This is a genomic window from Larkinella knui, assembly GCF_003858645.1.
In the GTDB taxonomy this organism is placed as follows: Bacteria; Bacteroidota; Bacteroidia; order Cytophagales; family Spirosomataceae; genus Larkinella; species Larkinella knui.
Map to the genome: position 1 here is coordinate 373,278 of NZ_RQJP01000006.1, position 23,069 is coordinate 396,346.

Sequence of the window (23,069 nt, forward strand, 5' to 3'; positions counted from 1 at the left end):
CACTATTTCCTACGATTCCTGCCCGAAACCCCATGCTTTACACACCGCAACAAACGGCCGGTTTTTCAACCTATCGTTTTCGCCATTTGCTGGCGGACCAGAACGACCATGTCCTGACGCTGACGCTCAACCGCCCCGAAAAAAAGAACGCCCTGAATCCGGTTCTGCTGAACGAACTGGCCTTTGCCCTGGCTTACGCGCAGTATGAAAATGACGTTTGGCTGGTAATACTGGCGGCTTCGGGCGACGTATTCTGTGCCGGTATGGATCTGAAAAGCCTGTCGTCGGAGGAAGAAACCGGGCAGACCGTTCCTCCACCCTCCGGGCCGGTGCGGCTGGGCGAGTTGCTGGCCGGATTGCACAAACCGTGCATTGCGAAGGTGCCGGGACCGGTGTATGCGGGCGGTTTTTTGTTGGTTGGCGGTTCTACATACGTCGTTGCTGCCGATACGGCCACGTTCAGTTTGCCGGAAGTAAAACGGGGTTTATTTCCATTTCAGGTCCTGGCGGTTTTGCTCGACATCATGCCCGCCCGGACGGCTCTCGATCTGTGTCTCCGCGCCCGAACATTGTCGGCAACCGAAGCACAGAAAATTGGTTTGGTAACGGAGATAGTGTCTATAAACGAATTGGATAATGCTGTTCAACAGCTAGTTAATGAGTTAAAGCAGTATTCGCCGACCGCCATGCAGTTTGGGCTGCGAGCGTATCAGCAACTCAAAAACCTGCCACCGGATCAGCAGCAGGCTTTTCTCTACGAACAGTTTCAGCAAATTCAGCAAACCGCCGATGCCAAAGAAGGCCTGGCGGCTTTTCTGGAAAAGAGAGTGCCGCGGTGGGGCGGGAAATGAATGCCTTACGGGGCCACTTGGCCGACATTCTGATTAGAAGACCCGGATGAGTTCCCAATCCGCTCAACGGCTTGCTATACTTTTTTGGTTATTACCCTTGTAGAACCTGTTCCGGTCCTTTATCTTGTCCTACTTTCAGCCGCTTTGTTATCGGACTAAAAAATACCAGTTAAAGCGTAACTCCACTAAAATGTTTTCAAGTAAAGACTACTCTAAAATGACACTTGATGAATTAGTGTCCGAAGAGAAAAAATTGAAATCACAAAAAACGATACTTGCGGTATTTATCGGTTTCATAGTTGGCATTGCTATTTATTCGGCTACCAATAAGGGCTTCTTGCTGCCTGTTATTTTGCTGATTTTTTCTTTTCTGATTGGGTCCAGCTATTCAAAAAACCTGAAAGGCATTCAAGCGGAAATCAACCGCCGGGATCCGGTTCGTTGATTGGTTCGGCAGGGGTAGGCGGTTTCCTGGCAGCCGGGGAAATGCCCCGATGGAGCAGCTATTTTAAAGTACGTCCTTCTACAAATCCGGACAGCCTTCCCGCCTTCGGGTATCGATAATGGCCTGAATTTTCCAGCCGTCGTTCAGTTTCACCAACGTAAATACATTGACGCCACAATGGCTTTTCTGACCGTTGAAATAGAAAACGTACGGCGTCCAGGCGATGGCCAATTCAGCGTCGATCTTCACCTCATACGCCGAAAGCCGCTCATCGAGTGCGCCCGGTTTTTGCTTGTCAACCGACGCGACAAAGTTGGGAATCGATTCGTTCCGCACACTGACGACACCTTCCTTGTTTTTAGCGATGCTCTGCAAGGAGGCCGTTGGCGCAAAAACCGCCTTAAAGAGTGTGGTATCGGCTTTTCGCATACCGTCGAATAGTTGGGTGATGGCGGCACGGACCGCTTTTTCGTCGTTGCTTTGGGCAAAAACCGCCGAAACCGGAAGTAAGAACAAGACTAGTAAAACAGTTTTCATTCGATTCGTTGGTTACGGCCAATCATGGCATACAACAGAACACCTACGATATTCAGACAGAGCACGACAATAACCCAGATGAGCTTATCGGTGGACTGACGAAACTCGCTACGAAGAATATCGATTAAGGCAATGACGGGGATGAGAACCGGAATAAGCAAGAACAGTAGCAAAAATACAAATTCCGTACCGGCCAGAGTATCTAAAAACGCGATCATGGTGTGAAATCAGTATGATTCGGGAGCGATCAAAAAAGGTGACACGGTTTTGCGTCGTGTCACCCTCCGTCTTTTAAATATACTGATTGATAATCATCTCATACAATTCCTGCTTGCCGCTGATCTGCTTCGGTTCGCCGTTGGCCAGGGCAAATTCACGCAAATCTTCCAGCGTCAGTTCGCCTTTTTCGAAACGGGCCCCTTCGCCACTGTCGTAGCTGGCGTAGCGGTCGGCGCGCAGTTGCTTATACTTTGATTTGCTCAGGATGGTTTCGGCCACGATGGCCGCCCGGGCAAAGGCATCCATGCCGCCAATGTGCGCAATGAAAATATCGTCCAGATCGGTCGAATTCCGGCGGGTTTTGGCATCGAAGTTCACCCCGCCCGATTTCAAACCACCCGCTTCCAGAATCACCAGCATGGCTTCCGTTAGTTCATAAAGATCGATGGGAAACTGGTCGGTATCCCAGCCGTTCTGGTAATCACCGCGGTTGGCGTCAATGCTGCCGAGCATGTTGTTGTCGGCGGCAACCTGCAACTCGTGCGCGAACGTGTGGCTGGCGAGCGTCGCATGGTTGGTTTCGATGTTCAGCTCAAAATCATCCTGCAAACCGTATTTATTCAGGAAACCGGCTACCGTAGCGGCATCGAAATCATACTGGTGTTTGGTCGGTTCCATCGGTTTCGGTTCGATATAGAACGCGCCTTTGAAACCTTGTTTACGGGCATAATCGCGCGAAATCGTCAGGAAGCGGGCGAGGTGTTCCTGCTCCCGTTTCATGTTGGTATTCAACAGCGACATATAGCCTTCGCGACCGCCCCAGAACGTGTAGCCCGAACCGCCGAGTTCAATCGTGGCGTCGATGGCGTTCTTGACCTGCCAGCCGCCGTGGGCCAGCACGTGAAAATCGGGGTTGGTCGATGCACCATTCATATACCGGGCGTGCGAGAACAGGTTGGCTGTTCCCCAGAGCAGTTGCACCCCGCTGGCCTGCTGCTTCTGTTTGGCATAATCGACTATCTTCCGGAAGTTGCTTTCAAACTCGGCGTTGGAATTGCCTTCGGGCGCAACGTCGGTGTCGTGAAAGCAATAGTATTCCATGCCCATTTTGGTAATGAACTCAAAAGCCGCATCCATTTTTTCGAAAGCAGCCCCCAATGGGTCAGCGTTGGTGCTCCAGGGAAATAGTTTGACACCCGGACCGAACGGGTCGGCACCCGTACCGCAGAAGGTATGCCAGTAAGCGACCGCAAACCGGAACAATTCATTCATCGGTTTTCCCAGAATTGTGCGGTTTTGGTCATACCATTTAAACGCCAGTGGATTATCCGATTCGCGGCCTTCGTAAGGAATGGGGCCGTTTACGAACGGAAAATACGTTTTGTCGCCCAGTGTGAGGTTCAGTTTTGACATGATAAGTTGCGATTGAAACTAGTACTACTTCAAAATCCACTTCTCCGGAGAGATACCAAGTGGTGAAAGGCAGGAGTCAGCCAAATATCCTCTATGGAATGATTTAAAGGGACATAAAAAAGCCGGAAGCTGCAGACAGCTTCCGGCTTTCCGTACCCACGGACTTTAGTCCGTGTTGTTACTTTAACGTACTGAAATCAAATCCATCCAAAAACGAGGTGGTGAATTCACCCGACTGGAATTTGGGATCGTCCATCAGCTTGATGTGGAACGGAATGGTGGTTTTGATGCCTTCGATGACGACTTCCTGCAAGGCCCGTTTCATTCGCGTAATCACTTCCTCGCGCGATTGCCCCGATACGATCAGCTTGGCGATCATCGAATCGTAGTTCGGTGGAATGGTGTAACCACTGTACACGTGGCTATCGATGCGAATACCGTGTCCGCCGGGAAAATGCAGGTTGGTGATCTTGCCCGGTGACGGACGGAACCCGTTGGCGGGGTCTTCCGCGTTGATGCGGCACTCCATCGCGTAAATCTTCGGCGTGTAGTTTTTTCCGGAAATGGGCGCCCCGGCTGCCACTTTGATCTGTTCCTTAATCAGGTCAAAATCAGTTACTTCCTCCGTTATGGGGTGCTCCACCTGAATCCGGGTGTTCATCTCCATGAAGTAGAAGTCGCCGTGTTTGTCGACCAGAAACTCAACCGTTCCGGCCCCTTCGTAGCCGATGGCCGATGCGCCTTTGATGGCGGCTTCGCCCATCCGTTCGCGCAATTCGGAACTGACAACGGGTGAGGGTGTTTCTTCGACCAGTTTCTGGTGCCGACGCTGAATGGAACAATCGCGCTCCGACAGGTGACAAACTTTGCCGTATTGATCGCCAACGATCTGGATTTCGATGTGGCGCGGTTCTTCTACGTATTTTTCCAGATAAAGGCCGTCGTTGCCAAAGGCCGCTCCGGATTCCATCTTGGCATCGAGCCAGGCTTTTTCAAATTCCAGCTCGCTTTTGATGATCCGCATGCCGCGGCCACCGCCCCCGGCCGTAGCCTTGACAATAACCGGATAACCCATGTCGGCAGCCAGTCGTTTCCCTTCTTCCACCGACTCCAGCAACCCTTCCGAACCCGGAATAACCGGCACACCGGCAGCTCTCATCGTAGCTTTGGCCGTGGCTTTGTCGCCCATCGCGTTGATTTGCTCGGCAGTGGCCCCAATAAACTTAATACCGTAATCGGTGCAGATTTGCGAAAATTCGGCGTTTTCGGAAAGGAAGCCGTAGCCGGGGTGAATGGCGTCGGCGCTGGTGACTTCAGCGGCAGAGATAATACTGGGAATATTGAGATAGGATTGGCGGCTCGGCGGTGGACCGATGCAAACGGCCTCATCGGCAAACCGCACATGCAGGCTGTCGCGGTCGGCCGTCGAATAAACCGCCACTGTCTTGATGCCCATCTCGCGGCACGTCCGGATAATCCGCAACGCAATTTCGCCCCGATTGGCAATTAGGATTTTCTTGAACATATATTTTTGAATGAGTGAATGAGTGATTGAGTGAATGAGTGAATAAAAATTAAGCAAGCCCGTTTTTATTCACTCATTCACTCAATCACTCATTCACTCATTAGATAGGTTCTACGAGGAATAACGGTTGATCGTATTCAACCGGTGTGGCATTTTCGACCAGGACTTTGACAATCCGGCCCGCGACTTCGGACTCGATTTCATTGAAGAGCTTCATGGCTTCGATGATACAGACGGTTTTTCCCGGTTTCACTTCGTCACCAATTTCCACAAACGAATCGGAGTCTGGGCCCGCCGAGCGGTAGAACGTTCCGATCATCGGTGATTTGATGGTGAGGAGGTTCGAGGTATCCGCTTTGGGTGCCGGAGCAGTCGGCGTGGGCGTTGAAACCGCCGACTGAGCTGCGGGTGCGGGTGGTTGCGGTGCCGGTTGTGCAACGGGCTGAGCCGAAGCAACCGGAGTCTGACCGTAGCGTTTTACGTTCAGCTTCAGTTCGTTGGTTTCAATACTGACCTCATCGAGCCCCGATTGGGCGATAAAGTCAATAAGATTCTGAATGTCTTTCGTGTCCATTTCTTTTGGAATGATGAACGATGAACAATGAATGTGAATGAATAAGGCCGAACCCATTCATCATTCATCGTTCATCATCCTTTTATTTTACTCGTTCAACATAATCGTGGGTACGCGTGTCGACCCGGATTTTATCCCCCTGTTCGATAAACAGCGGTACCATGATGGTGGCTCCGGTGCTCACTTCGACTTTCTTTTTGGCGCTGTTGGCCGTATCGCCCCGGATACCCGGTTCTGAATACGTTACTTCCAGCTCCACAAATGGGGGCAATTCGCAGGTTAAAGGCGTGTCGGTTTCGGCGTTGATCAAAATTTCAACTTCCTGACCTTCTTTCATCAAATCGGCCCCTTCCACTATTTTCTCGGTCAGGTTAATCTGATCGAACGTTTCATTATCCATGAAGTTGTAACCAGCTTCATCTTTATACAGAAACTGAAATTTCCGGCGTTCAACCCGCACCGGATAAATCGTTACCCCCGCGTTGAAGGTATTGTCCAGTACTTTACCCGAAGTCAGGCTTTTCAGTTTCGTCCGTACGAATGCGCCACCCTTACCGGGCTTAACATGTTGAAATTCAGTGATTTGGAACAGATCGTGATTGAATTGAATAACGAGTCCGTTCCGAAGATCTGCGGTCGTTGCCATGATTTTGAACTATGATTATACTGATTTTACTGATTGACTATGATGCTGGCGTTACGTGATCGATCCGACTTTTTTAGCCTGACTGATCCTTCTAATCACCTGACTCATAGTGCCCATTTCACATAGATCGCGCCCCAGGTGAATCCTCCGCCAAAAGCGGCCAGAACCAGGTTATCGCCTTTTTTCAACTGCGATTCATAGTCGAACAGGCAAAGCGGGATGGTGGCTGCGGTGGTATTGCCGTATTTATGGATATTCAGCATGACCCGGTCCATGCCCAGGCCCATGCGGTTTGCGGTGGCTTCAATGATCCGTTTGTTGGCCTGATGGGGCACCAGCCAGGCCACATCGCTGCCTTTCAGGTGGTTGCGCTCCATGATTTCGGCAGAAACATCGGCCATATTCTTGACCGCAAATTTAAACACCGACGGGCCGTCCTGGTAGACGTAATGCCAGCGTTTGTCGATCGTTTCGTGGGTGGGTGGGTAACGGCTTCCGCCCGCTTTCTGAACCAGATGGTTCTGCCCGGCACCGTCGGAGCGAATGATGGAATCCATAATACCGTTGTCTTCCGTAGTGGGTTCGAGCAGAACCGCACCGGCTCCATCGCCGAATAATACGCAGGTGGTCCGGTCGGTATAATCGACAATGGCCGACATCTTATCAGCACCTACCACAATTACTTTCTTGTATTTGCCGGTTTCAATAAACTGGGAGCCAATCGTTAGGGCGTATAAAAAACCCGAACAGGCCGCCTGAATATCGAAGCTGCCGACGGCCCGGATACCGGTCATATCACAAATCAGGTTGGCCGTTGACGGAAAAACATAATCAGGCGTTGTGGTGGCGCAAATCAGTAATTCGACTTCCTCCGGTGCCGTGCCGGTTTTTGCCAGCAACCCGCCAACTGCTTTGGCGGCCATGTGCGACGTGCCCAGGCCTTCGCCTTTCAAAATATGCCGTTCTTTGATACCGGTGCGGCTGGTGATCCATTCGTCACTGGTATCCACCATTTTTTCCAACTCCGCGTTGGTCAGGATGTAGTCCGGCACATATCCGTATACGCCTGTAATTGCCGCTCTACTGTTCATACTCGGGGGGTACAATCAAAATGATAGACAAAAGTAACCAAACATGTGACCAGAGAGTTGCTGTGGGGCAAGGTAAACATACCGGTTTCGCTAGTCTTTTTTCTCATGTCTATTGTCTCCTGTCTTATTTCAACTTAAAGCCTGGGCAATTTTTGTGTATGCATCGGATTCTACCTGCCTTTTTGCCAGACTAATCATATTTTTGATTGCCAACGGCGACGAAATACCGTGGGCGATAATGACGTTCCCATTTACGCCGACAATCGGGCTACCGCCGACCGATTCGTAGTTGGTCTTATCCGTAAATTCGTGCTTTAGCCCCAGATCTCTGTTCAGTTCGTAAACCGACTCGCCCATTTTGAAAAGGATATTACCGGTAAAACCGTCGGTTACAATCACATCCGCTTTATCGCGAAACAGATCTCCGCCTTCCATATTACCGACAAAATTAATTTTGGGGCTGTTCTTCAGTAACTGGTAGGCGGCCTGGGCCAGCAGCGATCCTTTTTGTTCTTCCTCGCCGATGTTCAGCAGTGCCACCCGGGGTTGATCGATACCAAACGTATACTGAGCGTAAATGGAACCGATTTCGCCGAATTGCAGTAGCATTTCCGGCTTACAATCGGCGTTGGCACCAATATCGACCATAACGGCAAAACCGCCACTCAACTGAGGAACAAACCCGGCAATGGCGGGCCGCATGACGCCTTCGATCGCTTTGATACTAAACAACGCGCCGACATGCATCGCACCGGTATTTCCCGCGCTGCAAAAAACATCGACAGCTTTGTCACGTAAAAGTTTAAACCCAACTCCAATACTGGAATTGGGTTTTTGCGAAAGCGCCCTGGTGGGGTGCTCTCCCATTTCGACTACATCTTCTGCATGGACAATCTCCACGCCGGAGCCTGCGTACTTATATTTCTGAAGAAGGTCTTCAATTACCCGCTGTCTGCCCACCAATACGATGGTAACGTCACTCGGTAATTCTTTAGTGGCCATCACGACTCCCTCCACAATAGCGTCCGGAGCGAAATCGCCACCCATAGCGTCGACTGCGATTCTCATTGAACCAGGTTTGGGTGCGCTGAATTGGTAAACGAACGTGTAAAAATAGTAGTTGCCCGGCAATAAAAAAGTATTTCACGTTCATCCGATGCAGATTCCTGTGAAATACTTGTTACCCCCAACCTCCTGAAAGAGGTTTTCGATACTGTGAAAAAAGCCCCGGCATGGGGTTGGGGGCTAAAATGTCAGGCGGTTGGTGCGTAATTTTCAATAACGACCTTGCCTTTGTAATACAGGTTGCCTTCGAAAACGTGTGCCTTGTGACGAACGTGAATTTCGCCGGTTGTCGCATCAAAAGACAGCGTTTTGGCGGTCAGTTTATCGTGCGTTCTACGCTTGTCCCGGCGGGTGGTTGAATGTCTGCGTTTGGGATGTGCCATAATTGTATCTTGTCAATTGTCAGTCTATCTTGCCATTCTCCCACAGCCGGAACGGTCGCTGGAGCGATAACAAAGGGTATTAATTATTATTCAGTTTTCGTAATGCTTCCCAGCGTGGGTCAACGGGCGGTTCGGCGGTTTCATCATCCGGACCGGCTGGCTCCGAACGGTAAACCACTTTCCCTTCCTGTTCCTCATCGTCGTCCGTTTCTTCCTGACGAAAACGGGGATGGAGTTTTTTCATCGGCAATGACAGCACGATAAAATCGAAAAGGTAACGCGCAATATTAATTTGCTGCGTATCCCACAGAATCAGTTCGATTTCGTCGGTCAACTCCTCTACCCGATCCGAAAATTTCAGAAACAACTGCTCCCGAATATCCATTGGCTCGTCGAAAGGCTCCAGGCTACGGTCACAAACAAGTCCCAATGTGCCCCAAATATGGAAATTGAGCTGAATCATTGACGATGACTTGGTCAGAACCAAATGCGTCTTGAATGATCCATGTTGAATCAATTCCTGGTCCATAGCCTCGAAAAACGCATCGCCCGACTCAAAGTCGAACTCGTACGTTTTGTCTTCCAGACTACTGATCGAGATGGTGTATTTTTGGATCTCTTTCACTATCGTCTCAAAATAGTCCGCAAAGTTACGAACTATTTCTGAACCATAAAAGATTAGCTGTCAATTTAGAACGTCTTTGTCATTTCACGGATCGGTCCGACCGATGATACAGGGAATAGCTTTTTAGAGAAATGGATACGGGTTGGTACCCCAGATAAGTCAATTGTTGCTGTTGCCCATCCCGGCAGCGCTCATCGGCCAGAAAATAGTCCGGCTTTTTGTCCAGCGTCGTCATTTCAAGTCGGTTATACCGCTGAATATACGAATGCAGTAACGGGCTTACCATCATTTCCGGGCACACACCCAGTTTGGTATCCGGTGGAACCACCGCCCCGATTTTGTTTACTTCGACAAGAATATCTTTATAACTATGGTACGGTGTCCCGGCAATGTTCACGCCGTATACCCCGGCAGCTACACAGGCGAACACGCCCGCTCCCAGTATGATCTGCAGACTGCGCGGGCTTAATGACACGGAATCGATCACCTTCAGCAGTTGCGGCCCCATCCAGGCGGCTAACCCGAGAGCCATATAAGGAATGGCCGCAACGACGTAGTAGTCGATTTGCTTGGTGGTGGCCATAATGGGCAGGGTAGCCGCCAGACCCAGTCCAATATAAAACCGGATTAGCCCCGAAAGTGGACGAACCGGCTCGCGGGACTTAAACCAAAACCGGTTCAGGGCCCATAAAACAGCCTGTAGGGCCACCGCAGGGGCCACATTGATCAGCAGAACTTTGATAATGTACATCCGCCCGAAAGGGCCCTGTGTATCTTCAAAAACTTCGCGCTTGCTGTTCAAAGCGGCCCACACCTGCTGATTGAAGTAGGCTTGCAGGAAAATCCGGGCCGGTTCATACAGCACGAGAAGAGCCATCAGAAGGACAAAACCGCCGGTCAGAATGGATGTCCAGCGGATTGCCTTTGCGATTTCCGGGGTTCGGCCATAAAACAGTCCGTACAAGCCCGGAACTGCCAGCACGTGCAGGCTCACCGGCCCCTTGGTCAGAAAGGCCGCAAGCAGCGACAAAACCGCCAGCGTAGCCATTAAAAACCATCTTTGGGGATTTTGCCAGCCCGCAATCGTATATTTGACGGCCAACAAACAGAACAGGCTCATGGTGGCGTCCAGGTAATTCTGCTCGTAGGTCCACTCCGTCAGCGGGAAGGTAAACACCAGAAATACCGGTAGCCATTCCCACCGATACAGCGGATGATCGGCCGGTATGAGCTGCCGCCATAACTGAACAATCAACGCAATGATCAGAATGAAAACCACCAGGCAATACACACGTTCGGTTACATAAGTATCGCCCAGCAGTCTGAAAAACCAGGACTGAATATAAAACAGCAGGGGAGGATGTTCATAAAACGTTTCGGTCTGGTTGTAGGGTAACCAGAAAGAACTGGCAAAAATCGGCGACCAAAACGATCCTTTGCCGATTGCCATATTCCGGGAAATAGCTGCGTAGGTAAGGCCGTCGGCCCACATGCCTTCGCGAAGCAGGCGTCGAAAAACGATGAAAGCGCCCCAGGCCAGCGTAAACAGCCATCCAATCCGGCGATAGACGGGTTTGGTTGGCACCACTGAAAAAAAACCGGGCCATGAACGTAAACTCATACAGGGCAGAGTTGTTAAAAACGGCATCAAGATACCTGCTTATTCATGCTTTTCACATCCTATTTGTTATTTCTGTACGTTAATTCAGGTATTTATGGAAGTCATAACGAAGAATCGTTCCTTTTTTATAGTCTATCTTTTTTTCTTCCTAACGGTTAGTGTCTTACTGCTGCTTTACAGCAAAACGGAACTTATGCAGTGGGTCAATGCGCACAACGGCCCCCTTGCCGATCTGTTTTTTGCTCGTGTTACTTACCTGGGCGACGGTGCATTTGCTGCCATCGTTTGTGTCATCCTGCTCTTCTGGTCATTCCGGTTTGCACTCATGGGAATTGCATCCTTTTTGTTGTCGACTCTGGTGACCCGCGCCCTAAAACAGTTTGTTTTTTCGGATTCTTTGCGCCCTCTGAAGTATTTCGAGCATTCTACCTGGCAATACCGGATCATCGACGGCCTGGATATTCACAGCTACAACAGTTTTCCATCCGGTCATTCCACGACGGCCTTCTCGGTTTTTTGCCTGCTGGCGTTGTTGGATGAGCGCAAGAGCCGGGGCTGGTTTTTTGCCCTACTGGCCGTTGTTACCGCTTATTCACGCGTTTATTTATTCCAGCATTTTGTGGAAGATGTATACGTTGGCTCCATCATCGGTACGGTATCTTCCGTAGTTGTTTTCCTGGTGTTGGGCCGCCACTGGGACCAAAATCCGAAAACGTGGCACGACCGACGGTTGCGGTTATAATACCTCTACCTTATCCATTCAACTTATTCTTCAAATAATTACATCATACCGGTAAATAGTTTGCCTGGCTGCCTTTACGTATATACCTACTCAGCCGGCTTTCCTGAAAATCTATTTTATCAATTTGGCAAAAAAGCTAATTTCCCAAAAAATTAGCCTGAAATAATACGTTTATATCAATAATTATTTGGCATTTCTGAAAAATACAGTTTAAAACGAAGCCTATTTATCAATAAAACCTATCTCTTTTCGTAATTTCAGCCTAAATTCCACGCTTCAGACGTATGATGTCACAACTGCAATCCATCGCTGACCCTACCACAACGGCATTAGGACGGGGTATTCAGGCCATTGGTTTCGGCAAGCTGGGTCGCCGACCGCTTTCGCCTGATTTAATGGAGGAATGCAGACAGGTGCTGCTGTCGGACCAGGGCGATCCGTTGCAGAAAGGGGCGTTTTTGGGGGCTTTACTAGCCAAGGGACCGACGCCGGAAGAACAGTCGCTGGAGACGGTTTTCGGAAAAAATGCTTTTTTAAATCCGGCTTTCTTTATCAATAAAGTATGCCCGGACCTGCCAACCAGCCTCTTTCCCATTGCCACAAAACTGCTGAAAGGCCATATTCTCCGCGCCAGCGAAGCCCACCAGTTGGGTAACTTCCTGTTTTCGGACGACAACTGCGAGACCTTCAAAGGAATGGCCACCAGTTTGTTACGAATCCGGATTGAATCCAACGACGAATACAAGGGATTTTATGATGCGGCCATGGAAACCATTACACCCGGTTTTCGACAACTGAGCTGCGTCGATCGTCCGCTGGTTCAACTGGCCGAACCTTTTGATGGCGTCGAGCATACGTATCTGGTTACGCCCTTGCTGGCTCATTTCTTCGAGCAGCGCGGCTACGGTGCCCTGTCGGTTGTGGGCCGGACGCCGGGGCCTAACTACACCCTCAACGCCCACGATCTTTACCTCTATCTGGGGTGTCAGATGTTGCAGAGCAACCACGAAATCAATACGCCACCGGAGCCTTTCGGCTGGGTGCTCGACCAAAAAGCTCTTTCTCCGGCCCTGAATCGCTGGGTCGACCGCCGTCGGATCATTCTCAAACGCCCTTTTTTGGCGACGCTCGAAAAAATTTTAAATCCGTGCAGCGCCCGCATTCTGGTAACGTCCGTTTTTCAGGTTCCTTTCCAGATGAAAATGGCGGAGCTGGCTTTGATGGCCGGTTTTGACGCGGTCATCGTCATGAAGCGGGGTCTGGAAGGAAGTCTTTCACCTGCAACCAGCCGGAGCAGCGGTATTCTGTGCGCTGTCCGGACGGCCCGCGGCCATTTGTTCTATCAAAATTTCGACATCGACCTGCCCGCCTTTGCCGAATACCGGACCGAAACGGATGAGATTGTGACGAATTTGCAGGTCAGTGACAACGTCCGGCTTATCCGCGATTTCATGAAGGACGGCGAAACCGACAGCGAAGATTTCGACAACCGCGCGCATTTCACGCAGGCCTTGCTGGGCCGGGGCATGGACTGGATCGAAGGGCAACTGGACGGCCGGACCATGAAAGATGTCCGATTGAGCTAATCAGGCCGATTTGGGCCGAAATACCTTCATTATCTCCGCGTGCGTCGTCAGAAACGGCCCGCCAATCAAGTCGATGCAATACGGGATGGCCGGAAAAACCACGGATAGGCATTGCTCGATCGCCGTCGGTTTTCCGGGTAAATTGAGAAACAGCGTCTGGTTGCGAATACCGGCCGTCTGGCGGGATAAAATGGCCGTCGGCACGTGTTTCAGACTTTCCTGCCGCATCAGTTCACCAAAGCCCGGCAATAGTTTCTGGCAAACCGCTTCGGTCGCTTCGGGCGTCACGTCGCGCAAGGCCGGGCCGGTTCCGCCCGTCGTCACCACCAGGCAGCAGCCTTCGCCATCGGCCAGTTCAATCATCGTGGCTTCCAGTTGGGGCTGTTCGTCGGGAATGACGCGGTAAACCGGTTCCCAGTCACAACTCAGGTATTTTGTCAGCAGACTGACCACGGCTTTTCCGGGAATATCTTCGTAAATGCCCGCGCTGGCCCGGTCGGAAACATTGATAACACCAATGCGAATTTGGGTTGCCATCTTCAAAATTTCAGGGTGATGCGGCAAAGATACACGCAACCGCGCAACGAAACGGCGAGTTTGCGTACTTTTGCGAAATCAACCCCAACGCTATGCCCCGAATTCCAAGCCGTCTGATTCCCGTGTTGATTGTTCTGGCCGGAGCGTTGTTTTACTTCCCGTTTCTGGGCCGGGTTCACCTCTTCGATTGGGACGAGATCAACTTTGCCGAATCGGCGCGGGAAATGATCGTGACGGGCAATTACACCCGGGTTCAGATTAATTTTCAGCCATTTTGGGAAAAACCGCCCCTGTTTTTCTGGCTTCAGGTGCTGGCCATGAAAGCCTTCGGCATCAACGAGTTTGCCGCCCGATTTCCTAACGCCGTAATCGGCATCGTCACCTTGCTGGTTTTATATTCGATTGGTAAAAAGATCGTCGATGAGCGGTTTGGACTTTTGTGGGCGCTGGCCTATTTCGGCTCTTTAACGCCCCACCTTTATTTCAAATCCGGAATTATCGACCCGACATTCAATCTGTTCATCTTCCTGAGTGTCTGGTTGATGGCCGGGGCGGTTTCGGCCTATGGCACACCGAAAGCGACCCGACTGGCGGCATTTTCGGGTTTGTTCGTCGGTCTGGCGGTATTGACCAAAGGCCCCGTCGGCGGGTTGCTGCTCGGACTGACGTTTCTGGTGTATTGGGGCATCCAGCGGTTTCGACCGATTTTGAGTTTTCTGAACGGGTTGCTCTTCTTCGGTTGTGGCCTGGCGGTGGCCTCCGTCTGGTTCGGGCTGGAGTTGATCAAGAACGGATTCTGGTTTTTTGAAGAATTTTTCCGGTACCAGATCCGGCTCTTTTCAACGCCCGACGCCGGCCATCAGCAGCCGTTTTATTACCATTTCGTGGTGGTCTTGCTGGGCTGTTTTCCGATGTCACTGCTGGCGATACGCGGTTTTTTTGCGGATACGGCGGGGGCTCGTTCGGATTCGCAATCGGAACGGGCGGTTCGGGCGGTTTCGTTCCGGCGCTGGATGATCATCCTGTTCTGGGTAGTAATGATTCTGTTTTCCATCGTCAAAACCAAAATCGTTCATTATTCCTCGATGGCGTGGTTTCCGGTTTCCTACCTGGCCGCTACGGTTTTGTATGGCTACCTGAACGGATATTTGAAATGGAACCGCTGGCTGACCATCGGCATCGGCATCATTGGCGGAGTGCTGGCGGTATTGATTGCCGCCTTGCCGCTGATTGGCATGCATACCGCCGACCTGATTCCGTACATCAAAGACCGGTTTGCAGCCGCCAACCTGACGGCCCCGGTCGAGTGGCAGGGCTGGGAATGGGCCATCGGCACCGTTTACGGATTGCTTATTCTGGGTTTGTTGTGGCTCCGGCAAAAACGGCCCGTCGGGAGTATGGTCACCTTATTTCTGTCTACACCGGTCCTCTTGTGGTTTGTGTTACCGGCCATTGTTCCCAAAATTGAGCGCTATACGCAGGGTGCCGTGATTGATTTCTACGAAGCCAAACAGGGTCAGGACATTTACATCGAGCCCATCGGTTATAAAAGTTACGCTCACCTGTTTTACTTCCGGAAACCACCCCCGACCAATCCCAAAAGTTACAGCGAAGAGTGGCTGATCAACGGCCCGGTCGACAAACCGGCTTTTTTCGTCACCCGCAACATCAACCTCGATCAATACAAGTACAACCCGAATCTGGAAATCATCAGTGAAGACAACGGGTTTGTTTTTCTGCGCCGGAAACCTGCTTTTAAGTGATGGAAACGGTCAGCTGGGCAAGGCGCGTGCCGATGCGCCACTGACGCCATGAATAACCGCTCTTTGCCTTTCACGTTCGCTTTCGTGGCGAGAAAAGGCTCCGTAAGGAGGTTAACCGTGGGGCATTTTCTTTGCTGAATTACCGGACAAGAGTCTAGTTTGGTTTACTTTTACGTAATCACGTTACCGGGTCCATACTTACCTTATTTTGAACCCTGAAAAAAAACGAATCATTCGGTGGCCCGTATACGCAATTTTCGTCTTCGTTGGCCTTTTCGTGGTTGTAGTCATGGCGCTTTGGCTTTATGGTCATATCGTTCAGGGCGAGGGTATTGATCAGACAGCCTGGATCATTTTAGGAGCGTCCGGGCTTCGTTTATTGACACTAGTAATTGCCCTGGCCAGTATAATCTGTATGACCGCAAGAATGCCTATTCCGTCTTTTACCGCACCGAAGGGCAGGCCACGAAATCCTACCGGCTGGCTATTTTTGCGGCTCCCATCCCCAGCCTGACCTACAATTTTGAGTTTAAGTAAGAAATCTTTCAGTTATTGGCCTCAGAAAGTCAGCATTTGATCGTTGGAACACTAAAATATGCCCAAAAGCCTCGTCATACTCGGTCCGACCGCAAGCGGAAAAACCCGGTTAGCGGTTCACGTTGCCCGACGGCTGAACGGTGAAATCATCAGCGTGGATTCCCGGCAGGTGTATCGCGGCATGGACATCGGAACCGGCAAAGACCTGGACGAATACCGCGTTGATAATCAAACCATTCCCTATCACCTCATTAACATTGTCGATGCGGGCAGTGACTACAACCTGTACCAGTATCAGCAGGATTTTAACCACATTTTTCCCCAAATTCGGGCCCGTGGTCATGTTCCGATTCTGTGCGGGGGAACCGGTTTATACCTTGAAGCCGTTCTGAAAGGGCATCGGTACACCGCCATTCCGATTAATGAGGAACTGCGTGCGAAATTGAAAACCAGAACCGACGATGAATTGCTCGAACGGTTTCAGCAGGTTCCTTCAGCCTATGCGGTTTTGGCCGACACCTCCACCCGCAAACGACTGATCCGGGCGATTGAAATTGCCATGTACTTAACCCAAAATCCCAAAATTGACCTTTCCGGCCCGGTTTCATTGCCCGACATGGTGGTTTTTGGAATCGATTTACCCGTCGAAGTGCGTCGGCAGCGGATTTCCGACCGGTTACACCAACGACTTCAAAACGGCCTGATCGACGAAGTTCAGCGGTTACTGGAAAGCGGTATTCCGGCCGAAAAACTGATTTTTTACGGGTTGGAATACAAATTCATCACCCACTACCTGCACGGTGAACTGGATTACGCGACCCTGAGCGTCCGCCTGGAAACGGCCATTCACCAGTTTGCCAAGCGTCAGATGACGTTTTTTCGCAAACTGGAGCGCGACGGTTTACGCATCCACTGGCTCGACGGCCGGCTGCCCATTCATCACTTAGTTGATCGTATTACCGCTGATTTACAGGAAATTCCGCAAACTCTTCATTCATAACTCATCACTCTTCACTCCCATTCCGGCAGTTTTCCGTATTTTTGAGCCATGACCCAAACAACAAACCCACTGGTTTTTCTAGAAGCGCTTCATCAGGAGATTCAACAAACGGAATACGGCCAGCAACCGGCGGAATTATACGATCCCATCAGCTACATCATGAACCTGGGCGGCAAGCGGATGCGGCCGCTGCTCACGCTCATGGCCGCTTACCTCTTCGGTGACGACTGGCGCAGGGCTCTCAAACCGGCCGTGGCAGTTGAAGTATTCCATAATTTCACGCTCATGCACGACGACATCATGGATCAGGCACCCCTGCGCCGGGGCCAGCCGACGGTTCATGAGAAGTGGAACCACAACATTGCCATCCTGTCGGGTGATGTCATGCTGGTCAATGCCTATGAGCTGCTGCTGGATGTTGAAACGCCGAAGCTCAAAAAAGTACTGAGCCGTTTTAACCGCACAGCCGCCGATGTTTGCGAAGGCCAGCAACTCGACATGAATTTTGAAACCCGCTGGGACGTTACGGAAGACGAATACATCGAAATGATCAAGCTCAAAACGTCGGTTTTGCTCGGTTTTGCGCTCGAACTGGGCGGTATCATTGCCGGTGCCGACGATGCAGCCAGCAGTCTGCTGCGCGAAGGCGGTATTAATATCGGACTGGGTTTTCAGTTGAAAGACGATTTGCTGGATGTGTACGGCGATCCGGCTAAATTCGGCAAGCAGGTTGGGGGCGATATTATTGCCAACAAAAAAACGTTTTTACTCATCGAAGCCCTGCAACAATCCCGTGGTGATTTGAAAGCCGAACTCATCGGCTGGCTCAGTGCCACGGAATTCGATAAGCAGGAAAAAGTCCAGGCGGTTACGGCCATTTACGACCAACTGGGCATCCGGCAATTGACCGAAGAACGGATTAATAACTACTTTACGCGGGGCTTTGCCAATTTCGGTCAGGTATCGGCCGATCCGGCCCGCAAAGCACTGCTGATGGATTTCACCGAACAGTTGATCGGTCGCGAAAGCTGAGCAAATCTAAAAACCCCACCTAACTTCTTACGCCACAACTCGTTATGACCGTCACGCTTGCCATTATCGTCATTACCGGACTCGTTAGTTTTTACGCCTGGCGAAATGATTCTTTTCTGGATAGCATGGTTCTGAACCCGCAAAAAGTCCTTAAGCGGGGGCAATGGTACCGGCTTTTGACATCGGGATTCGTTCACGCCGATATGAGTCACCTGCTGTTCAACATGTTTACGCTCTATTTTTTCGGGAGTCTTATCGAACAGGTTTTTAGCCTCCTGTTTGAAGGAGCCGGGCCGATTTATCTGCTGATTTTTTATCTGGTTGCTATCGTAGTATCCGACATTCCGACTCTGATCCGCCAACGCAATAAGTCCAATTACAACTCTTTAGGCGCTTCGGGTGGCGTATCGGCCCTGCTGTTTGGAGCAATCATGTTTCAACCGACCGAAAAAATTTACCTCATGGGTATCATCGGCATCCCCGGTTTTATTTTTGGTGCACTCTACATGGGCTACTCCTTCTACGAATCCCGGCAAGGGCGCGGTACCATCAACCACGACGCCCACTTGTACGGTGCTATTTTCGGTATTTTTGTCGTTGTCCTGCTGTATCCGCCCGTTGTCGGGACTTTTATTCAGCAAATCTCGAACTGGAAATTATTTTGATCGAAAAACAAGAGAGACAAGAGAATACCGGCTTTTGCGTTTTGCTCTTCCTCTCTTGTCGGGCCTCTTTTGTTCGCTATGTGGCAGCTACTGAATCAACCGTATCCGTGTGAAGATCCGGTTCGCCGACGGTGGGCCAAGGCGTTCTGGATTGGCGTTTTTGTGGGGCTTTTTCTGCTGATCTTCCAACCGTTCGGATTGAATACGTGGAATACGCCTTACAAAACCCTCAAAATTCTGGGTTTTGGGCTCATTTCCTTGCTGGTGACAGCTGGACTCAGCCTGTCTTTACCGGTTTTGCTGCCGAAGCAATTTTCCAACGATCGCTGGACGGTGGGCCGCGAAATCCTCTGGATAACCACCCACATGACCCTGATTGGGCTGGCTAATTATTTCTATATCAACTGGCTAACCGGAAGCGCCATCTACAGCTCGGGTCTGTTTGGGATGATCATCGTTACCTTTGTAATTGGTGTCTTTCCTTCGGCAGGCACGGTTTTGGTGAACTACATCGTCAAACTCAAACGATATCAACAGCTGGCCCGGGAATTCCCGGTTCGGGAACACCACGCCGGAAATCCCGCCGACGGGCCTGATCAGCGGATTTTGATCACCCTAACCGCCGAAAATGAAAAAGACAGCCTCGTCTTCCCGCCCACCGATCTGCTATACATCGAATCCAGTGATAATTACTCCACCATTGTTCACTTGAAAAATGGCCAGCCGGTTAAAACCCTGCTGCGGAGTAGCCTGAGTCGGCTGGAAAGCCAGCTTGGCGCAAACGATCCTTCAATCACGGCCCGCAATCCGATGGTCCGGTGCCACCGGTCGTATATTGTCAATCTGGAAAAAGTGGAGCGCGTAACGGGCAACGCGCAGGGCTACAAACTTCACCTGCAAGACGGGCTGTTTCAAATTCCGGTGGCCCGCAAATACAACGATACGCTGGTGGCCCAACTCAAATCGATGGTCTGATCCTTTGCCAAACGTCCCACCGGCTTTGTCAACGACCCCAGAAAGTGTCAAATACCCCAAAAAACTGCCGTACTTCCCTTTAATTTGACCGGTTTGCCGACTCCGCGTAGGTTTGTTTCAACGAATCGAACACGACTAAACGCTTTTGGAGTTATGGATCTCTTGTTAAAACTTATGATTGGTATCCACGTGGCGGCTGGCTTCTTCGCCCTGCTGGTCGGTATTGTTCCCATGGTGACCAAAAAAGGAAACCGCTTGCACAAAGTGACCGGCCTGGTATTTTACTGGTGCATGGCCGTCGTCTGTCTGACCGCCGTCTACCTGGTTTTCTTCAAACCCAGCGCACTGTTTCTGTTATTCATTGCCATTCTGAGTTTTTATTTCTGCTTTTCGGGTCGGCGCCTTCTCCGCCTGAAAAAAGCGCAGAATCAGTTTACGTTAACCGATCAGATTGCGGCCTATTTGGCTCTGGGCGCGTCGCTGGTGATGTTTGGGTTGGGTATTCAGGCCGTTGTCAACTGGGTTATGATGGGCAGTATCTCCATCTTCGGCCTGCTCTATTTCTTTTTTGCCGGTATTCTCTTCAGCAACGCCCGGTATGACGTCCTTTTATTCCGGCATCCGGAAAAGACCCGTTACGGTAAAATAGAGTGGTTTTTCGGACATATCACCCGGATGTGTGGTTCCTACATTGCCACGTTGACGGCGTTTGCCACGGTCAATACCCGGTATTTACCCGACCATCATTTCATGATCGACATCGCGGCCTGGACCCTGCCGGGCATTATTGGAGGTATTCTGATCGGCCGGACGATCCGGTATTATTTGAAGAAATTCAATTTGAATGAAGCAACAGGAAAGAAGTTGCGTACCCACGGAGTTTAGTCCGTGTTTTTAATAGATCATAATATTACTATTTCGGAGGCATTGAAAACACGGACTAAACTCCGTGGGTACGGGTATTATTTGAAGAATCCTTTGGGATCGGGCATTTTATCGCGCAATTCCTGCAAATAAACGAAGTCGACGGCGGCCAAGTCCAGTGACCGTCCTTTGTGCAAATTCTCCCAGGCTGCGGCATAATCGCCCTTCGCAAAATTAGCCCACGACAACCGCATGAACGTATTGGCGTTTGTTACATCATACTGGAGGGCCTTGTTGAGCACCGAAATGGCGTCTTCCAGGAGGGCGTTGTCCTTATTCTCTTTATACTGCTTGAGTTCTACCGTGGCCAGATCGGTCATCAGAACGGCGTTGCTATCGGCCACTTCCAGTCCTTTTTTCAGAAGCCGGATCGACTCGGGCATTTTGTTCTGCTGGTAGCTGATCACGCCCAGACCCCAGTACGTGTCGGAATTTTTGTCGTTCAGCAGCCACGCCAGATTGAAGCGGTAAGTGGCCGTGTCCAGCTGGCCTTCGGTCAGGTATTCCCAGGCACGGGTCGAGAAAAACTGGCTGGCTTCGGCGCGATTGCTAAAATTTTTGTCGCATTCGTTCAAAAACCGCACTTCCCAGGTGATGTGCTCAGCCGTTTTTGCCTGTTCACCAAACAAAGGCGTCACCATTGGGTTTACAACGGTGGGGTTGGCATTTTTGGAAACCTCAACAACGGTATCTCCTTTGCCTGCTTCGACTCTCCGGGCCGAACTGGCTAAGGGCCCGGTTTGCGCAAAAACGCCCAGGGGAAGCCAAACCAGAAGACCGAAAAACCGCATTCCTTTTGTCCGATTATTCATGTGACGTTCAACGTACTAACCCCTATAAAACGTAAGGGGATCTAATTTAGTACAAAATATTGAAAAACGGTTACGTCTTCCGGCGACGGGCGGGGCCGGTTTTGGGTTTGCTGCTGCGGGCCGTTGGGCTTTTGGGCGACTTGCCGCGGGTGGATGTGCTGCGGGTGGCTGCGGATTTCCCCGGTGTGCTACGACCTTTGACCGGTATTCCTTTTTTCTCGTGAAAAGCGCCTTTAAAAGTCGGATCTTCCTTTTTCCGCTGATCGTCGATTTCCCGCAGGAAATCCTGCTGTTCTTCAAAAGGCGTTTCGGTAATCGGAACCGCTTCCGGTATGGGTTCGCGTGGAATCTGCATCCGGATAATCTTCTCGATCTGCCGAATGTGGTATTCCTCCGCCATTGTCACAAACGTGATGGCTTCCCCGGTATGGTTAGCGCGGCCCGTGCGGCCAATGCGGTGAACGTAATCTTCATAAATCAGCGGAACATCGAAATTGATGACGTGACTGACCAGATTGACGTCGATGCCCCGCGCCGTAACGTCGGTGGTCACCAGCACCCGGATGTTGCCTTCCTTAAAGGCTTCCATCGAATTAATCCGCGTATTCTGCCCTTTATTGGCGTGTAAAACACGGATCCGGTCGTCGGCGATGACTTTCCGGGCTAGAAATTTATAAATATTGTTGGCGGTTTCTTTCGATCGGGCAAACACAATCACCCGGTTGGCCGATTCGAAACTCATCAGGTACGCCAGCAGATCGATCTTGGTTCTGAAATTAGGAACGGCATAAATCTTCTGCGAAACCATATCGGCCGTCGATGCCTGGGGCGTCACCTCGACCCGCATCGGAAACTCCAGAAACTCGTACGACAATTCTTCCACTTTGGGCGGAAAGGTGGCCGAAAACAGCATATTTTGCCGCTTCACCGGAATCACTTCCAGAATTTTCCGGATCTGGGGCATAAAGCCCATGTCCATGATTTTGTCGGCTTCATCCATCACCATCGTCGTCAGTTGCTTCACCACGATTTCGCCCCGCGAGTAGAGGTCCGAAAACCGCCCCGGTGTTGCCACCAGAATGTCGATGCCCTTCTGAACGGCTTCAATCTGCGCTTTCGGTCCAATGCCACCATACAGGGCCAGGTGCCGGATATCGGTATATTTGGCTAGTTCGGTAATGGCGGCATCGATTTGCATGGCCAGTTCGCGCGTTGGCGCCAGAATCAACGCCCGCGGATGCTGGCCCTGCGCATACTTGATTTTCATCAGCAGCGGCAGCAGGTAAGCCGCCGTTTTTCCGGTACCGGTTTGTGCAATTCCCAACACATCATGCCCCGCCATGGCCAGCGGAATGGCCTGTTGCTGGATGGGCGTTGGCTGCTCATAACCCGCTTCCACGATCGCCGTCAGCAGTTGTTTATTGAGCTTAAAATCGTCAAAAGAGTTGATTTCCATAGAATAGTGTCTTGAACGGAAATTACGCGGATGAAAGGATTAAGT

General features: G+C 50.8%; 24 protein-coding genes. 10 read left to right on the forward strand and 14 right to left on the reverse strand.

The annotated features are described in order from the left end of the window. The first annotated feature begins 32 nt into the window (after positions 1-32). Both EHT87_RS27540 and EHT87_RS27545 read left to right on the forward strand, forming a co-directional pair. Positions 33-851: an enoyl-CoA hydratase-related protein gene (locus EHT87_RS27540; protein WP_124909994.1), complete on the forward strand. Its 819-nt coding sequence runs from the start codon at positions 33-35 to the stop codon at positions 849-851. 217 nt (positions 852-1,068) lie between these two features. Further along, positions 1,069-1,296 (forward strand): hypothetical protein, encoded by a 228-nt coding sequence (locus tag EHT87_RS27545; RefSeq protein WP_310587582.1) that lies wholly within the window; start codon positions 1,069-1,071, stop codon positions 1,294-1,296. A 78-nt stretch (positions 1,297-1,374) separates the two neighbouring features. On the opposite strand, the gene EHT87_RS27550 is transcribed toward EHT87_RS27545, so the two are convergent. From EHT87_RS27550 to EHT87_RS27600, 11 genes are all read right to left on the reverse strand, one after another. Next, positions 1,375-1,833, reverse strand: coding sequence for a nuclear transport factor 2 family protein (locus tag EHT87_RS27550; RefSeq protein ID WP_124909996.1), 459 nt, complete (start codon positions 1,831-1,833; stop codon positions 1,375-1,377). Beyond that, the gene (locus EHT87_RS27555) at positions 1,830-2,051 is read right to left on the reverse strand and encodes a PLD nuclease N-terminal domain-containing protein (protein ID WP_124909997.1); all 222 of its coding nucleotides are present in this window, start codon (positions 2,049-2,051) and stop codon (positions 1,830-1,832) included. Before EHT87_RS27555 ends, EHT87_RS27550 begins: the two co-directional genes overlap by 4 nt. A 73-nt stretch (positions 2,052-2,124) precedes the next feature. Further along, entirely contained in the window at positions 2,125-3,465 is a 1,341-nt protein-coding gene (xylA, locus tag EHT87_RS27560) for a xylose isomerase (RefSeq protein WP_124909998.1), read from the reverse strand. A 178-nt stretch (positions 3,466-3,643) separates the two neighbouring features. Further along, entirely contained in the window at positions 3,644-4,990 is a 1,347-nt protein-coding gene (accC, locus tag EHT87_RS27565; protein WP_124909999.1) for an acetyl-CoA carboxylase biotin carboxylase subunit, read from the reverse strand. A gap of 100 nt (positions 4,991-5,090) precedes the next feature. After that, a complete protein-coding gene (gene accB, locus EHT87_RS27570) occupies positions 5,091-5,564 on the reverse strand; it encodes an acetyl-CoA carboxylase biotin carboxyl carrier protein (RefSeq protein WP_124910000.1) in 474 nt (157 codons plus the stop codon). An 82-nt stretch (positions 5,565-5,646) separates the two neighbouring features. Next, entirely contained in the window at positions 5,647-6,210 is a 564-nt protein-coding gene (gene efp, locus EHT87_RS27575) for an elongation factor P (RefSeq protein ID WP_124910001.1), read from the reverse strand. A gap of 104 nt (positions 6,211-6,314) precedes the next feature. Then, on the reverse strand, positions 6,315-7,301 hold the full coding sequence (locus EHT87_RS27580) for a beta-ketoacyl-ACP synthase III (RefSeq protein WP_124910002.1): 987 nt from the start codon (positions 7,299-7,301) through the stop codon (positions 6,315-6,317). 129 nt (positions 7,302-7,430) lie between these two features. Beyond that, complete coding sequence (gene plsX, locus EHT87_RS27585) at positions 7,431-8,369, reverse strand: phosphate acyltransferase PlsX (RefSeq protein WP_124910003.1); 939 nt, start codon at positions 8,367-8,369, stop codon at positions 7,431-7,433. A gap of 185 nt (positions 8,370-8,554) precedes the next feature. Next, positions 8,555-8,749: a 50S ribosomal protein L32 gene (gene rpmF / locus EHT87_RS27590; RefSeq protein ID WP_124910004.1), complete on the reverse strand. Its 195-nt coding sequence runs from the start codon at positions 8,747-8,749 to the stop codon at positions 8,555-8,557. Between the two features lie 79 nt (positions 8,750-8,828). After that, complete coding sequence (locus EHT87_RS27595; protein ID WP_124910005.1) at positions 8,829-9,374, reverse strand: YceD family protein; 546 nt, start codon at positions 9,372-9,374, stop codon at positions 8,829-8,831. A 79-nt stretch (positions 9,375-9,453) separates the two neighbouring features. Next, positions 9,454-10,995, reverse strand: coding sequence for an ArnT family glycosyltransferase (locus EHT87_RS27600; RefSeq protein ID WP_185716366.1), 1,542 nt, complete (start codon positions 10,993-10,995; stop codon positions 9,454-9,456). Positions 10,996-11,188: 193 nt separating this feature from the next. Here EHT87_RS27600 and EHT87_RS27605 point away from each other — a divergent pair, with 193 nt between their 5' ends. After that, positions 11,189-11,737: a phosphatase PAP2 family protein gene (locus EHT87_RS27605; protein WP_229321405.1), complete on the forward strand. Its 549-nt coding sequence runs from the start codon at positions 11,189-11,191 to the stop codon at positions 11,735-11,737. A gap of 284 nt (positions 11,738-12,021) precedes the next feature. Further along, a complete protein-coding gene (locus EHT87_RS27610) occupies positions 12,022-13,323 on the forward strand; it encodes an anthranilate phosphoribosyltransferase (RefSeq protein WP_374756043.1) in 1,302 nt (433 codons plus the stop codon). On the opposite strand, the gene mog is transcribed toward EHT87_RS27610, so the two are convergent. After that, the gene (gene mog, locus EHT87_RS27615; RefSeq protein WP_124910008.1) at positions 13,324-13,860 is read right to left on the reverse strand and encodes a molybdopterin adenylyltransferase; all 537 of its coding nucleotides are present in this window, start codon (positions 13,858-13,860) and stop codon (positions 13,324-13,326) included. Positions 13,861-13,952: 92 nt separating this feature from the next. Here mog and EHT87_RS27620 point away from each other — a divergent pair, with 92 nt between their 5' ends. The 6 genes from EHT87_RS27620 (at position 13,953) to EHT87_RS27645 (ending at position 20,717) form a co-directional block, all read left to right on the forward strand. Then, positions 13,953-15,623, forward strand: coding sequence for an ArnT family glycosyltransferase (locus tag EHT87_RS27620; RefSeq protein ID WP_124910009.1), 1,671 nt, complete (start codon positions 13,953-13,955; stop codon positions 15,621-15,623). 595 nt (positions 15,624-16,218) lie between these two features. Further along, positions 16,219-17,160, forward strand: a complete 942-nt coding sequence (gene miaA, locus EHT87_RS27625) for a tRNA (adenosine(37)-N6)-dimethylallyltransferase MiaA (protein ID WP_124910010.1) — start codon at positions 16,219-16,221, stop codon at positions 17,158-17,160. A 48-nt stretch (positions 17,161-17,208) separates the two neighbouring features. Further along, on the forward strand, positions 17,209-18,192 hold the full coding sequence (locus EHT87_RS27630; RefSeq protein ID WP_124910011.1) for a polyprenyl synthetase family protein: 984 nt from the start codon (positions 17,209-17,211) through the stop codon (positions 18,190-18,192). Between the two features lie 44 nt (positions 18,193-18,236). Then, positions 18,237-18,857, forward strand: a complete 621-nt coding sequence (locus EHT87_RS27635; protein ID WP_124910012.1) for a rhomboid family intramembrane serine protease — start codon at positions 18,237-18,239, stop codon at positions 18,855-18,857. A gap of 78 nt (positions 18,858-18,935) precedes the next feature. Continuing rightward, positions 18,936-19,832, forward strand: coding sequence for a LytR/AlgR family response regulator transcription factor (locus EHT87_RS27640; RefSeq protein ID WP_124910013.1), 897 nt, complete (start codon positions 18,936-18,938; stop codon positions 19,830-19,832). Between the two features lie 174 nt (positions 19,833-20,006). Next, positions 20,007-20,717, forward strand: a complete 711-nt coding sequence (locus EHT87_RS27645) for a DUF2306 domain-containing protein (RefSeq protein ID WP_124910014.1) — start codon at positions 20,007-20,009, stop codon at positions 20,715-20,717. Positions 20,718-20,794: 77 nt separating this feature from the next. Here EHT87_RS27645 and EHT87_RS27650 read toward each other — a convergent pair whose 3' ends face one another. After that, the gene (locus tag EHT87_RS27650) at positions 20,795-21,568 is read right to left on the reverse strand and encodes a tetratricopeptide repeat protein (protein ID WP_124910015.1); all 774 of its coding nucleotides are present in this window, start codon (positions 21,566-21,568) and stop codon (positions 20,795-20,797) included. A gap of 70 nt (positions 21,569-21,638) precedes the next feature. Then, on the reverse strand, positions 21,639-23,024 hold the full coding sequence (locus EHT87_RS27655) for a DEAD/DEAH box helicase (protein ID WP_124910016.1): 1,386 nt from the start codon (positions 23,022-23,024) through the stop codon (positions 21,639-21,641). Between the last annotated feature and the right edge of the window lie 45 nt (positions 23,025-23,069).

Bases quoted from the DNA above. Each gene is read 5' to 3' on its own strand.
- EHT87_RS27540 (WP_124909994.1), top strand. From the start codon at position 33: ATGCTTTACACACCGCAACAAACGGCCGGTTTTTCAACCTATCGTTTT.
- EHT87_RS27545 (WP_310587582.1), top strand. From the start codon at position 1,069: ATGACACTTGATGAATTAGTGTCCGAAGAGAAAAAATTGAAATCACAA.
- EHT87_RS27550 (WP_124909996.1), bottom strand. From the start codon at position 1,833: ATGAAAACTGTTTTACTAGTCTTGTTCTTACTTCCGGTTTCGGCGGTT.
- EHT87_RS27555 (WP_124909997.1), bottom strand. From the start codon at position 2,051: ATGATCGCGTTTTTAGATACTCTGGCCGGTACGGAATTTGTATTTTTG.
- xylA (WP_124909998.1), bottom strand. From the start codon at position 3,465: ATGTCAAAACTGAACCTCACACTGGGCGACAAAACGTATTTTCCGTTC.
- accC (WP_124909999.1), bottom strand. From the start codon at position 4,990: ATGTTCAAGAAAATCCTAATTGCCAATCGGGGCGAAATTGCGTTGCGG.
- accB (WP_124910000.1), bottom strand. From the start codon at position 5,564: ATGGACACGAAAGACATTCAGAATCTTATTGACTTTATCGCCCAATCG.
- efp (WP_124910001.1), bottom strand. From the start codon at position 6,210: ATGGCAACGACCGCAGATCTTCGGAACGGACTCGTTATTCAATTCAAT.
- EHT87_RS27580 (WP_124910002.1), bottom strand. From the start codon at position 7,301: ATGAACAGTAGAGCGGCAATTACAGGCGTATACGGATATGTGCCGGAC.
- plsX (WP_124910003.1), bottom strand. From the start codon at position 8,369: ATGAGAATCGCAGTCGACGCTATGGGTGGCGATTTCGCTCCGGACGCT.
- rpmF (WP_124910004.1), bottom strand. From the start codon at position 8,749: ATGGCACATCCCAAACGCAGACATTCAACCACCCGCCGGGACAAGCGT.
- EHT87_RS27600 (WP_185716366.1), bottom strand. From the start codon at position 10,995: ATGAGTTTACGTTCATGGCCCGGTTTTTTTTCAGTGGTGCCAACCAAA.
- EHT87_RS27605 (WP_229321405.1), top strand. From the start codon at position 11,189: ATGCAGTGGGTCAATGCGCACAACGGCCCCCTTGCCGATCTGTTTTTT.
- EHT87_RS27610 (WP_374756043.1), top strand. From the start codon at position 12,022: ATGATGTCACAACTGCAATCCATCGCTGACCCTACCACAACGGCATTA.
- mog (WP_124910008.1), bottom strand. From the start codon at position 13,860: ATGGCAACCCAAATTCGCATTGGTGTTATCAATGTTTCCGACCGGGCC.
- EHT87_RS27620 (WP_124910009.1), top strand. From the start codon at position 13,953: ATGCCCCGAATTCCAAGCCGTCTGATTCCCGTGTTGATTGTTCTGGCC.
- miaA (WP_124910010.1), top strand. From the start codon at position 16,219: ATGCCCAAAAGCCTCGTCATACTCGGTCCGACCGCAAGCGGAAAAACC.
- EHT87_RS27630 (WP_124910011.1), top strand. From the start codon at position 17,209: ATGACCCAAACAACAAACCCACTGGTTTTTCTAGAAGCGCTTCATCAG.
- EHT87_RS27635 (WP_124910012.1), top strand. From the start codon at position 18,237: ATGACCGTCACGCTTGCCATTATCGTCATTACCGGACTCGTTAGTTTT.
- EHT87_RS27640 (WP_124910013.1), top strand. From the start codon at position 18,936: ATGTGGCAGCTACTGAATCAACCGTATCCGTGTGAAGATCCGGTTCGC.
- EHT87_RS27645 (WP_124910014.1), top strand. From the start codon at position 20,007: ATGATTGGTATCCACGTGGCGGCTGGCTTCTTCGCCCTGCTGGTCGGT.
- EHT87_RS27650 (WP_124910015.1), bottom strand. From the start codon at position 21,568: ATGAATAATCGGACAAAAGGAATGCGGTTTTTCGGTCTTCTGGTTTGG.
- EHT87_RS27655 (WP_124910016.1), bottom strand. From the start codon at position 23,024: ATGGAAATCAACTCTTTTGACGATTTTAAGCTCAATAAACAACTGCTG.